8 protein-coding genes, 1 other RNA gene and 1 pseudogene are annotated in these 12,568 nt (G+C 44.8%); 6 read left to right on the top strand and 4 right to left on the bottom strand.

The annotated features are described in order from the left end of the window. Positions 1-32 precede the first annotated feature (32 nt). Together pheA and serC are read right to left on the bottom strand one after the other, a co-directional pair. Positions 33-1,112 carry a prephenate dehydratase gene (gene pheA, locus ICN29_RS09095; protein WP_216132479.1) on the bottom strand — a complete coding sequence of 360 codons (1,080 nt, stop codon included), beginning with the start codon at positions 1,110-1,112 and terminating at the stop codon, positions 33-35. After that, complete coding sequence (gene serC, locus ICN29_RS09090) at positions 1,112-2,209, bottom strand: 3-phosphoserine/phosphohydroxythreonine transaminase (protein WP_216132478.1); 1,098 nt, start codon at positions 2,207-2,209, stop codon at positions 1,112-1,114. Before serC ends, pheA begins: the two co-directional genes overlap by 1 nt. Here serC and ICN29_RS10790 point away from each other — a divergent pair. Then, positions 2,195-2,242: pseudogene (locus ICN29_RS10790) on the top strand (hypothetical protein); the annotation flags it as partial. The gene serC and the pseudogene ICN29_RS10790 overlap by 15 nt on opposite strands. On the opposite strand, the gene gyrA reads toward ICN29_RS10790, so the two are convergent. After that, positions 2,237-4,930 (bottom strand): DNA gyrase subunit A, encoded by a 2,694-nt coding sequence (gene gyrA, locus ICN29_RS09085; protein WP_216132477.1) that lies wholly within the window; start codon positions 4,928-4,930, stop codon positions 2,237-2,239. The pseudogene ICN29_RS10790 and the gene gyrA sit on opposite strands and share 6 nt — an antisense overlap. Before the next feature lie 159 nt (positions 4,931-5,089). Between gyrA and ompA the strand changes: the two genes are divergently transcribed. The 5 genes from ompA (at position 5,090) to ICN29_RS09060 (ending at position 10,076) form a co-directional block, all read left to right on the top strand. Further along, on the top strand, positions 5,090-5,668 hold the full coding sequence (gene ompA, locus ICN29_RS09080; protein ID WP_216132476.1) for an outer membrane protein OmpA: 579 nt from the start codon (positions 5,090-5,092) through the stop codon (positions 5,666-5,668). A gap of 97 nt (positions 5,669-5,765) precedes the next feature. After that, on the top strand, positions 5,766-6,458 hold the full coding sequence (ubiG, locus tag ICN29_RS09075) for a bifunctional 2-polyprenyl-6-hydroxyphenol methylase/3-demethylubiquinol 3-O-methyltransferase UbiG (protein WP_216132474.1): 693 nt from the start codon (positions 5,766-5,768) through the stop codon (positions 6,456-6,458). A gap of 5 nt (positions 6,459-6,463) precedes the next feature. Next, the gene (locus tag ICN29_RS09070) at positions 6,464-7,144 is read left to right on the top strand and encodes an HAD family hydrolase (RefSeq protein WP_216132472.1); all 681 of its coding nucleotides are present in this window, start codon (positions 6,464-6,466) and stop codon (positions 7,142-7,144) included. A gap of 72 nt (positions 7,145-7,216) precedes the next feature. Beyond that, positions 7,217-7,575: a transfer-messenger RNA gene (gene ssrA / locus ICN29_RS09065) on the top strand. 113 nt (positions 7,576-7,688) lie between these two features. After that, positions 7,689-10,076, top strand: a complete 2,388-nt coding sequence (locus ICN29_RS09060; protein WP_216132470.1) for a tetratricopeptide repeat protein — start codon at positions 7,689-7,691, stop codon at positions 10,074-10,076. Between the two features lie 8 nt (positions 10,077-10,084). Here ICN29_RS09060 and ICN29_RS09055 read toward each other — a convergent pair whose 3' ends face one another. Further along, positions 10,085-12,514 (bottom strand): class I SAM-dependent methyltransferase, encoded by a 2,430-nt coding sequence (locus ICN29_RS09055; protein WP_216132468.1) that lies wholly within the window; start codon positions 12,512-12,514, stop codon positions 10,085-10,087. Positions 12,515-12,568 lie beyond the last annotated feature (54 nt).

Raw genomic sequence — 12,568 nt, 5'->3', positions numbered from 1 at the left:
ACTAATGTAGTTACTAATTTATTTTTAAATACTCAAGCTGAGTGAGGATAAGAACCCAGGTTCTTATAGAACGCTGCAGTAGCTTTTAATTCCTCTAAAGCTTTCACGACTTTGGCATCTTCCGCATGACCAGCAATATCAATATAGAAGTGATATTCCCAAGTGCCTTTACGAGCAGGTCGAGATTCAAAACGGTTCATCGACACTCCGTGCTTTGCTAAAGGAGCCAGTAGGCGATGCACCGCGCCCGGCTGGTTATCAATCGACAAGACTAGAGAGGTTTGATCTTTACCTGTTGGCTGGCATTCATAAGCACCGACGACAACAAAGCGAGTGCGGTTATGAGGATCGTCCTGAATCTGTGCAGCGACAGCTTGTAAACCATAGGTCTCTTGTGCAGGATCGCCAGCAATGGCAGCTAAAGATGAATCATTTGCCGCTAAACGTGCAGCCTCAGCATTACTACTCACCGCTTGGCGCTTTAAGTTTGGTGCATGCAGGCTTAACCATTGTTGACACTGTGCCAATGCTTGTGCATGAGCGCAAACCGTTGTTACGCCATCTAAGTTTCCACTCTTAGTTAAGAGATGATGATGAATCGGCAGCACTACCTCGCCGCTAATGCGCATTGAAGAGTCTAAAAGTAAATCTAAGGTACGAGAGATGGCACCTTCGCTAGAGTTCTCAACCGGCACTACGCCAAATTGCGCAGCGCCCTTCTCTACCGATTTAAAGACTTCATCCAGACTTGCGCAAGGCAGACCAGCGATCGAGTGACCAAAATAGGTTTGGGCAGCTTGTTCTGAGAAGGTACCTGCTGGCCCAAGATACGCAATAGTTTGACGCGCCTCTAAGGCTCTACAGGCAGACATAACCTCACGCCATATAGCGGCAATACCATCAGGCAATAAAGGTCCAGTATTACTTTCTTGCAAACGAGCAATCACTTGGCGCTCACGCTCAGGACGAAACACTGGGGATGAGAAGCCACCTTTAACATGACCAACTTCTTGCGCTGCTTTAGCACGCTGCGTCAGTAAATCCAAAATCTCTGCATCCAATGCATCGATTTTTTCTCGCAGGGGAGCTAAGCGCTGTTCTTCAGTACTCATTAAGCCCGCCTTTCAAAATCACGCATAAATTCAATTAAAGCCTTAACGCCCTCGATAGGCATTGCGTTGTAAATACTGGCACGCATACCACCTGCAGCTTTATGACCGCGCAAAGCAACTAATCCCGCAGCACTAGATTGCGCTAAAAACTGTGCATTCAAAGACTCGTCCTTTAGGAAGAAAGTCACGTTCATACGAGAGCGGTACTGTTTTTCAACCCGATTCTCATACAAGCTACTTTGATCCAAAAACTGATAGAGCAAGTCGGCTTTTTCTTGATTACGCTTTTCAATAACCTTAACACCGCCCTGCTTAAGAAGCCACTTAAATCCTAAGCCAGCCATATAAACGGAGAAAGTGGGTGGGGTGTTGATCATCGATTGGGTGCCAGCCTGGACAGACCAGTCCCAAATCAATGGGGTGATCCCCATGCTGTGACCTATTAAGTCTTTACGGACAATCACAATCGTCACGCCTGCTGGGCCAATGTTTTTCTGCACCCCACCGAACCAGACGCCACACTGCGTGACATCCATCTCTTTAGACAGGAAGTTGCTAGAAATATCTGCAACTAAAGGAGTCTTACCCACATCTGGCACATCCGGGAACTCGACGCCGCCAATCGTCTCATTGGCGCAGTAGAGAACATAAGCGGCATCATCAGATAGCTTCCAAGTATTTCTTGGGGGAATCGTATTGAATTTTTCCGCAGCAGACGAAGCAGCTAAATTTGCTGTGCCGTACTTTTGCGCTTCTTTATACGATTTTTCTGACCAGATACCAGTCACAATGTAATCTGCCTTGGGGCCATTCTTAGCCAAAGGCATGAGGTTCATTGGAATGGCTGCATTTTGTCCAAGGCCACCGCCTTGCAGGAGCAAGATTTCATAGTTGTTTGGGATATTCATCAAGGAGCGCAGATCCTGCACCACCTCTTCATATACTTCCATGAATTCTTTACTGCGGTGGCTAATCTCTAGTACGCTAGTGCCAAGTCCACGCCAATTGAGCATTTCATCAGCAGCCTGCTTGAGCACCTCCTCAGGCAAAGTGGCTGGCCCCGCAGCGAAATTGAAGATGCGGTGGTCAAAGCTCATCGTCTTAGATCATCTTTTGGTGACGCCTTACGCGTCACCTTCTGCATCAGTTGCTGGATCGGCAGATACATCGTCCTCTTCTACTTCATCACCCTCATCGTCTGAATCGCTTTCAGCAATCCGTTGCAAACCAGATAAACGGGTACCTTCATCAACGTTAATTAAGGTAACGCCTTGTGTTGCACGACCCATCTCACGGATTTCAGAAACACGAGTACGCACTAAAACACCACCAGTGGTAATCAACATAATTTGATCTTCTGTTGATACCAATGCAGCGGCAACAACTTTGCCATTTCGCTCAGATGTCTGAATCGCAATCATGCCTTTAGTGCCACGACCATGACGCGTGTACTCAGCAATCGGAGTGCGCTTGCCATAACCATTCTCTGTAGCAGTTAATACGCTACTTGGCATCGCAATGCCATTTGCATCAACTACTGCAGCTTGCTGGCCCTCAGCTTCTGCTGGAGCAACAAGCATTGCAATCACTTGATGACCATCGCCTAAGTTCATACCACGTACACCACGAGCAGTACGGCCCATTGGACGAACATCATTCTCATCAAAGCGTACTGCTTTACCAGCATCCGAGAAGAGCATCACATCATGCTGGCCATCAGTAATGGCTGCACCAACTAAGAAGTCGCCTTCATTTAAGTCGACAGCAATAATGCCGGCTTTACGAGGGTTAGAGAAATCAGACAGACGGGTTTTCTTCACAGTACCTAAGCTCGTTGCCATAAAGACATACTGATCATCCTGATATCCCTTAATTGGGAGAATCACAGTAATCTTTTCGCCTTCGATCAATGGGAACATATTGACGATCGGCTTACCGCGTGAAGTACGGCTGCCTTGCGGCACTTCCCACACTTTCAACCAATACATCCGTCCGCGATCAGAGAAGCACAGGATGGCGTCATGCGTATTGGCTACGAACAAAGTATCAATCCAATCTTCATCCTTAGTAGCTGCGGCTTGCTTGCCGCGACCACCGCGTTTTTGAGCACGGTACTCGCTCAGCGGCTGACTCTTCATATAACCAGTATGCGAAAGTGTGACCACCATATCTTGCGGCGTGATCAAATCTTCCGTGAAGAGTTCAGTAGCATTCATTTCAATGAAGGAACGACGACCACTATCACCACCTGCTTTACCAAACTCTGCTTGAACTTCTTTTAGCTCGCTCTCAATTACTGAAGTAACACGCTCTGGCTTTGCTAACAAATCTAACAAATCAGAAATCTCTGACATCACTTCTTTGTACTCATTGACAATCTTATCTTGCTCAAGTCCTGTCAAGCGTTGTAAACGCATCTGCAAAATTTCTTGCGCTTGACTATCAGAGAGACGATACAAGCCAGTAGTCTGCATGCCGTACTCAGGCAGCAAGCCTTCAGGACGGTATGCATTGCGGCCGCCCGGGGTATCAGTCTCAGCCCGCGCCAACATCTCACGAACCATCGAAGAATCCCACGCTTTGCTCATCAGCTCTTGCTTCGCAATGACTGGGTTTGCAGCAGCTTTAATAATCGCAATAAATTCGTCAATGTTTGCTAAGGCAACCGCTAAACCTTCTAAGACGTGGCCACGCTCACGTGCTTTACGCAATTCAAAAATAGTGCGACGTGTCACTACTTCGCGACGATGCTGCAAGAAGTACTCCAGCATCTGCTTCAAGTTCAACAAGCGCGGTTGGTTATCTACCAGGGCCACCATGTTCATGCCGAAGTTATCTTGTAGCTGAGTGCTCTTATACAAATTATTCAAAACAACTTCCGGCACTTCACCACGCTTAAGTTCAATCACAACGCGCATACCGGATTTATCTGATTCATCACGTAAATCAGAAATGCCTTCTACTTTTTTCTCATTGACTAATTCAGCAATACGCTCGAGTAAGTTCTTTTTATTAACCTGATATGGCAACTCATCCACGATGATGGCTTGACGTGCGCCTTTGTCGATATCTTCAAAGTGAGTCTTGGCGCGCATTACTACACGACCGCGGCCAGTTCTATAGCCCTCACGCACCCCTTGAACGCCGTAAATAATGCCGGCAGTTGGGAAATCTGGGGCTGGAATAATCTCAATCAGTTCGTCTATCGTGCACTCTGGGTTGTGGAGGACGTGTAAACAGGCTGTAACGACCTCATCTAAGTTATGAGGGGGGATATTGGTCGCCATACCCACAGCAATGCCAGAGCTGCCATTAATCAGCAAATTAGGCACTTTGGCAGGCAGAATGAGGGGCTCTCTCTCGCTACCATCGTAATTTGGCCCAAAATCGACGGTTTCCTTGTCCAAATCGGCCAAAAGCTCATGGGCAATCTTGCGCAGCCGGATCTCGGTATACCGCATTGCAGCAGCGTTATCGCCGTCTACGGAGCCAAAGTTACCCTGCCCGTCAACCAGCATATAGCGCAGGGAGAAATCCTGAGCCATCCGAACGATAGTGTCATACACCGCAGAATCACCGTGCGGATGGTATTTACCAATAACATCGCCAACTATACGGGCAGATTTCTTGTAAGCTCGGTTCCAATCGTTGTTTAATTCATACATTGCGAATAAGACCCGGCGGTGAACCGGTTTGAGGCCGTCACGCACGTCTGGCAGGGCTCTGCCGACTATGACGCTCATTGCGTAGTCCAAATAGGACCGCCGCATTTCGTCTTCGAGGGATATTGGTAGTGTTTCTTTAGCGGCTTGTTCCATCTATAAATAATATCATTTTGATGACAGGTGGCCCCTATGCTAAGATTCTGTCAGTTTGTACGAAATTGAGATGTGTCGCTTTGCGGTCTTTTGCTTCAAAGTAGGGCGAATTACATTTAAGTTTGACTTTAATTAAAAAGAGATTTTTGAGGACTAAAAATGAACAAAACCCTAAAACTGTTGCTCGCTTCTGTTATTACCGTTTCTGCTACCGCAGCAATGGCATCTGATAACTGGGTCAATGCTGACGGTACCCTGAATTGGAAAGATGCATCTGGCACATTGTGCTGGCGTGATGCTAACTGGACACCTGCTACAGCTTCTAAAGGTTGTGACGGTGCGTTAGCCCCTAAAGCTGCTGGTGCTGCTTCTGGCGTTAGCCAAAGCAAAATCACTTTGCAAGCTGACACACTTTACGACTTCAACAAGTCTGACTTGAAACCACAAGGTAAAGCTACTTTGGACAAGATCGCTCGTGATTTGAGCAAGATCAAGTTAGAGGTAATCATTGCTGTTGGTAACACTGACAGCGTTGGTACAGATGCGTACAACATGGCCCTCGGTCAGCGTCGTGCTCAGTCAGTTAAAGCTTATCTGACAAGCAAAGGTGTTGACGGTAGCCGTATCTACACAGAATCAAAAGGCAAGAGCAATCCAGTTGCAACTAATGCAACTGAAGAAGGCCGCGCTAAGAACCGCCGTACCGATATCGAAGTTGTTGGTACAGCTGCTAAGTAATTCACTTAACTTGTAAAAAAGCCCGCTTCTTGCGGGCTTTTTTATTTCCGCTATATTCGTAGAATCCTTTATCAGTCGTATTCACAACACAACCCATATGAACGTAGACCAATCTGAAATTGCCAAATTTAGCGCCCTAGCCCATCGCTGGTGGGATCCTAATAGTGAATTCAAGCCGCTGCATGCCATTAATCCTCTGCGCCTTGGATGGATCAAGTCCTTCGTTAATTTAGAAGGTAAAAAGGTCGTTGATATTGGTTGTGGTGGTGGCATCTTGGCCGAATCCATCTCACAATGCGGCGCCGATACTACTGGCATTGATTTATCTGAAAAAGCCCTCAAGGTTGCTGAACTTCATGCCTTAGAAGTGGGTGCAAAGCTCACTTACCGCTCGATCTCAGCAGAAGCGCTAGCGGATGAACAGCCAGAACAATATGATGTAGTCACCTGCATGGAAATGCTTGAGCACGTGCCTGACCCTGCCTCAGTAGTTCGTGCCTGCGCAAAGCTCTGCAAGCCCGGTGGTACGCTCTTTTTTAGCACTCTGAATCGCAACCCCAAGTCCTACTTATTTGCCATTATTGGTGCTGAGTACATACTCAAACTACTCCCCAAGGGTACACACGAATACGCCAAATTTATTAAGCCCTCAGAGCTGGTGGCCTTCACCCGTAATGCAGGCTTAGAGATGAATGGCATCAAAGGACTAAGTTACAACCCTCTCACTCAGGTTTATAGCCTTAGTGATGACGTGGATGTGAACTATATGATTGCAGTTCGCAAGGAATAAAGGGTGTGAATAATCTATCAAGCCCCTATCACGGGATCTTTTTTGATCTAGATGGCACCTTAGCGGACACAGCGCCTGATTTAGTTGCAGCCACTAATCAATTGCTAGTAGCTCGTAACCTAGCTCCTAAGCCTTATAAATTTCTGCGTCCTTATGCATCTGCTGGTGCACGCGGACTGCTTGAGGGCGCCTTTGGAATTGCCACAGATCATCCTGATTACATCACCTTGCGCGATGAGTTCATGAGCAACTATGAAAAGGCACTCCTCGTCCACAGTAGATTATTTGATGGAATGGATCATTTGCTCGAACAACTAGAGCAGGCAAACCTTCCTTGGGGAATTGTGACCAACAAAAGTGAGCGCTTCACTCATCCACTGACTGAGCTGATGGGTTTGCGCCAAAGAGCAGCCTCAACAGTCTCCGGTGATACAACGCCACACCCAAAACCACATCCAGAGCCAATTCTGCATGCCGCCAGAATTGCTAATGTCGATCCTACAAAATCAATTTATGTAGGTGATGACATTCGTGATGTGATTGCAGGCAAAGCTGCGGGCATGCTGACAGTTGCTGCTGCATATGGCTACTGTGGCTGCAAAGAGCCTCCCGAGGCCTGGGGTGCGGATTACATCATTCAGAGCCCTCTTGATTTATTACAAATCATCTTCCCCAATAGGGGATAACAACACTTCTAAAAGATATTGGGCAATTTAAGGCTAGCGGCTTTAAAATATGGCTTCCTATGCATGAACTCTGGGGTCGACATGGTTTCGACGTGGATTACAAAGCATCAAGGGCATACCGAGGACCCGTTATCTCGTAAATCAATGGGAATGTAATAACTGCTAACGACGAACGTTACGCACTAGCCGCTTAATTGCGGTTGCCCCTGAACTGATTCTCTCTTGGGTCAGGTAGCGCAAGCTACATCAGGGTCATTTACAAGAGATAAGACTATTTCGTGCCACGAGGAATAGTACGAAAACTTAGTGGATCGTTAGTCAGGAACGTGTCAATCTGTGCCTTACTGATTAAATTAAATGATATGACTAAGTATGTAGAACTTGTTGTGGAGGATTTGCGGACGCGGGTTCGATTCCCGCCGACTCCACCATTATTAGTAGTAGCCTTACCTAGCATTAATGATGAACCCCTTAAGGAATATAGCCTTAAGGGGTTTTTCTATTTTTAGCGTAGTCCTAAAAGTAGAGGAGATAAAATTAAGCCATGAATCCCCAATTAAACTTTATGCTTCAACAAGCCCTTCAAGCTTTTGAAAGTAACAATTTTGATAGGGCTGATTCAATACTCAAAAAAGTATTGCAGGCGGATTCTAAGAATTTGCCTGCCTTGCATATTCTTGGCTTAATTAAAGCATCTCAAGAAAAATTCAAAGAGGCTGCTGAGCTACTGACTAAAGCTGCACGCATTAGTCCGAATGATGCATCGATCCAATATAACCTCGCAAAAGCGATGGCAGATTCTGGCGCAATCAAAGAATCCATACCGCATCACAAAAAAACAGTGGAATTGAATCCCAATAACTTAGAGGCTTGGCTAAATTACGGAAAAACATTATCTCAATTAGGGCTACATGAAGAGGCGCTAATGAACTTCGAAAAAGCGATTGCTCTGAATGCTAATTTTGCTGAAGCCTGGTCTAATAAAGGCAATGCTCTTCATGAACTCAAGCGCTACGAAGAGGCGATTGACTGCTTTGATAAGACAATCAATCTTAAGCCCGATTTAGCTGAGGCTTGGTCTAATAAAGGCGATGCTCTGTATGAGCTTAAGCGCTATGAAGCAGCTGTCGAGTGCTTTGATACAGCACTAAGTCATCAGCCCAATCTTGCAGCTGCTTGGTCTAATAAGGGTAACGTCTTAAATGAGCTCAAGCGCTATGAAGAGGCGCTCGACTGCTTTGATAGGTCGCTTAATCTCAATCCTGATTTAGCTGAGGCTTGGTCTAATCAAGGCAATGCCCTGCTACAGCTCAAGCGCTATGAGGCAGCTATTTACTGCTTTGATAAGGCGCTCAATCTTAAACCTACTTTTACTGAAGCTTGGTCCAATAAAGGCAGTGCTTTACAGCAGCTCAAGCGCTACGAAGAGGCTGTAACTCATTATGAAAAGGCGCTCAATCTCAATCCTGATTTAGCTGAGGCTTGGTCCAATAAAGGCAATACCCTGGAGCTTCTCAAACAGTATGAAGCGGCTGTAACTGATTATGAGAAGGCGCTTAATCTCAATTCTGAAATTGACTGGGGATTAGGAACGGTAGTGCACCTAAAAATGAAAATGTGTGCCTGGGATAACTTACCAGAAAGTATAGAAAAACTTCAAAGCGAGATCCAGTCAAATAAAAAAAAATCACACCCCTTTCAAATACTCGCCTTAGTTGATGATGGGACATTACAAAAACAATCCGCTGAAATTTACGCTCAAGCCCTATACCCAGCCGACCTTGCTTTAGGAGCAATTCCAAAAATTCCTAAGCATGAAAAAATTCGTATTGGCTATTTTTCAGCAGACTTTCGACATCATCCAGTCTCTATGCTGACTGCAGAATTATTTGAGCTGCATGATAAAAATCAATTTGAAATTATTGCCTTTTCATTTGGTCTTGATGATAAAAGTCCACTGCGCGAGCGCCTAAGCCAATCTTTTGATCAATTCATTGATGTGAGCAGCATGTCAGACCTTGAAATTGCCAGGCTGGCTAGAGAGTTAGAGATTGATATTGCTGTTGATTTGGGGGGGTTCACGATGGATAATCGCACCGGCATTTTTGCTTTACGTGCCGCCCCAGTTCAAATGAGCTACATTGGGTACTTGGGAACAATGGGCACCCAATACATAGATTATCTATTTGCAGACAAGACTATTGTTCCGGAGGATTCTCAACAACTCTACTTAGAAAAGATTGCTTATCTGCCAAGCTATCAAGTCAATGACTCCCATAGACAAATAGCTGACAAAGTGTTTACACGAGCAGAGTTAGGCATACCCCAGGATAGTTTTGTATTTGCCTGTTTTAACAATAATTACAAGATACTACCTGCTACCTTTGACAGTTGGATGCGGATCTTAAAGACAATTGAAGGAAGCGTCCTGTTCTTATATGCTGAAAATGAATGGGCACAGAAAAATCTACTCAAGGAAGCCGCAGTAAGAGGAATTGAGAGTCAAAGAATTATCTTCGGTAAGCACCTGCCTGCCGATGAATATCTTGCTCGCTACCAAGCCTGTGATTTATTTTTAGATACCGCGCCCTACAATGCAGGAACAACTGCTAGCGATGCTCTATGGGCTGGGTTACCCGTGCTTACTCTGATAGGAAAATCTTTTGCAAGTCGTGTAGCTGCCAGCCTTTTAAATGCAATCGACCTACCAGAACTCATCACAACAACACAGTCTGCTTATGAAGCTACAGCTATTGAACTGGCTCACAACCCTGATAAGCTCGCCAGCATTAAACAGAAGTTAGCCCAAAATCGGAACTCCACTCAGCTATTTAATACATCACTATTTGCGAAAAATATTGAAGCGGTGTATACAAAAATTTATCAGCGCTATCAAGAAGATTTGCAGCCAGACCACATATCAATTCATTAGATAGAATTTCAGAGTTTTTTCTGCACTAAAAATTGATACATAGTGGTAAATGTATGGGGATTTTCTTGTTCATATATATGCCAGTACTTCAAATTTGATGCAGCAGGATCGTCCGGAAAACGTAGCTTATAAGACTCGAGTATTCCCTTCCCAATATCAAACCCCAAGAATGTCAATTGATGGGTATCTAAAAATTGAGCGATTTCGTCTAACTGCATGCGGTGTTCCTGCACATGAAAAATCAAGTCGCGACATGCGCTCATACTATAGAAATCAATCCCCTTCCTAGCGTATTGAAGCTCTTGAGAGTTAGTCAGCCCAAGTAAATGGTGGCGATAATTTCGAATGCCTTGCGAAGAAGATTCAATGTCACCCTGACTGATCATGCTTCTCACCTGAACAATGTCCTGCCTGGCAAGCTCACTATAAAAGCCGAGTCTCATCAATCCGTTTGGCTTAAGCATCGAAATGAGGGCTTCCCAACCTTCAAAAGGTTTATCCATATGATGCAAGACGCCGACAGATTCGATCAGGTTAAATTTTCTTCCAATAGAAGGCAATTTCAAGAGATCAGCTTGTGCATACTCTATTGAGTCAATGCCCATTTCCAACGTTTTTCTCTTCGCATACGCAAGGCTTGCGATACTTAAATCTACTGCAAGTATTTTTGCTCCTTTAGTGAGTTGAGCACAGCCGATAGAATGCTGACCAGTACCACAACCTGCAATGAGAACTTCAAGATTCTGATCATCTGCCTGTGGGTGGTAATCGGCCAAAGGGTATTTTTTAGCAATCCAGGAATTTAGAAACTTGTCAGCAAACAGATGGGGTAAACGAACCCATCTGGGATATGGGTTTTCCTCATACTGACCCTGAACTGCCAAGGAAACCTGATTATCTACATCTGTTAATGACGGGATGAACTGCCTTAAGCGAATTTCTTCAAGGGGCTCTTGAATCTGCTGTTTCAAAACAGCCATCACCTCAGTGGAATAAGATTTACCAAGTAGCGCCTCAGAATGCTGAAGCGTATGCAGAGGAAAGTAGCAAGCAACGGCAAGCAGCAGGCTGACCGGAACCTCACCATGATCTGAAAGCGCCTTGAGAAAGTTATCACGAAGGGCAATCGATAAATCAATCTCCTGTGGGGTTTGATAATAAATATATTCATTAATGAAGCATTGCTGAGCAAGAGCGCAATAAAAAGACTCCCTACCATTACTATTAATTTGGTCACTCAAATTGGCATTAGCAATTTTTAACAATTGGTAACGCAAGCTAGTGAAATATTTCTCCAGCTCTACATCAGCAATTGGCCCAGATGTCAAAACTGCATTAAGTAGGGGTAGAGATAGAAAGTGATTTTTAGGGAAAGCATATTCCCGATCCTTTCCATCAGCATCTTGCGGTAAATTACTCGCTAAGTCATCAAGCACTTTTTGAATCTCTGGATCTGACTTCAGCAGTTGGCACGCAAAAGGCCCTATGTCGGAAGGCCTACCCCAAGGCTCCAGCAGCGCGGTAGTAAGCATATTTGATAGCGACAAATCCCAAAAAGTAACGCTGATACTTTTAAGAGCCTCTACAAAGAGACCTTTGGCATCAATAGTAGGCTTTAGCTCTATTAAATCAATAGCCTCTTGAAGGGCTGCCATTACGTCGCCTAAAGCTAAAAGAACAATACCTCGGTTGTAGCGGGCCTCATAATAGTTAACTCTAAGAGCGATGGCCTTGCTATAACAGTCTTTAGCCTCAATAAACCGTGATGATTCTTGCAGTACAACACCAAGATTGTAGTGAGCCTGAGCAAAGTCTGGCTTTAGTGCAATTGCTTTTTGGTAGCAAGCCTCTGCATCATGCATTCTCCCCAAGCTTTGTAGAGCAATTCCGAGATTGCTATGGGCCTCGACATATTCTGGATTTAGTGTAATAGCGTTTATATAGCAGGCCTCTGCATCCTCAAATCGATCCAACTCTCGAAGCACATTACCTAAATTATTATGGAGTTGAGCATAAGATGAATTAGCAGCTATTGCTTTTCTATAGCTAGCTTCGGCATCTACAAATCTTCCTGACTCTTGTAGGAGAACGCCTAAATTCAGATAAGCTTCAGCAAAATCTGGTTTAAGGAGGATGGAATTTCTGAAGCCAGCTTCAGCATCATCTAGTCTCCCAAGCTCTTTCAGAGTATTACTTAAGTTATAAAGCGCTATCGCATCTTGGGGGGCTAATCTAGAGACCGTTTCATTAGCAAATAATGCTCCTTGAATATCTCCTGCTGTCATTAGTACTGCACCTAAAACCTTCCAAGCGAATGGATGATTTGGATATTGTTCCGTTATAGAAGTTGCTAAGCTATAAGCATTGTCATAGCGTGCATTTTGGTAGTGCTCTAACAGAACCGTTAAATCAGAATCAGATGGGGTTTGCGTGTTCATTAAAAATCAATGTTTTTTAAGTAAATAATATTATCACCAGCAAGTGCGTTCAAA

Origin of the sequence: Polynucleobacter nymphae, from assembly GCF_018882155.1 — a bacterium.
GTDB lineage: Bacteria > Pseudomonadota > Gammaproteobacteria > Burkholderiales > Burkholderiaceae > Polynucleobacter > Polynucleobacter nymphae.
This window is presented reverse-complemented; position numbering and strand designations above follow the sequence as displayed.

What these genes read in the sequence shown, in the direction of transcription:
- pheA (WP_216132479.1), bottom strand. Translation starts at nt 1,112, where the DNA reads ATGAGTACTGAAGAACAGCGCTTAGCTCCCCTGCGAGAAAAAATCGAT.
- serC (WP_216132478.1), bottom strand. Translation starts at nt 2,209, where the DNA reads ATGAGCTTTGACCACCGCATCTTCAATTTCGCTGCGGGGCCAGCCACT.
- gyrA (WP_216132477.1), bottom strand. Translation starts at nt 4,930, where the DNA reads ATGGAACAAGCCGCTAAAGAAACACTACCAATATCCCTCGAAGACGAA.
- ompA (WP_216132476.1), top strand. Translation starts at nt 5,090, where the DNA reads ATGAACAAAACCCTAAAACTGTTGCTCGCTTCTGTTATTACCGTTTCT.
- ubiG (WP_216132474.1), top strand. Translation starts at nt 5,766, where the DNA reads ATGAACGTAGACCAATCTGAAATTGCCAAATTTAGCGCCCTAGCCCAT.
- ICN29_RS09060 (WP_216132470.1), top strand. Translation starts at nt 7,689, where the DNA reads ATGAATCCCCAATTAAACTTTATGCTTCAACAAGCCCTTCAAGCTTTT.
- ICN29_RS09055 (WP_216132468.1), bottom strand. Translation starts at nt 12,514, where the DNA reads ATGAACACGCAAACCCCATCTGATTCTGATTTAACGGTTCTGTTAGAG.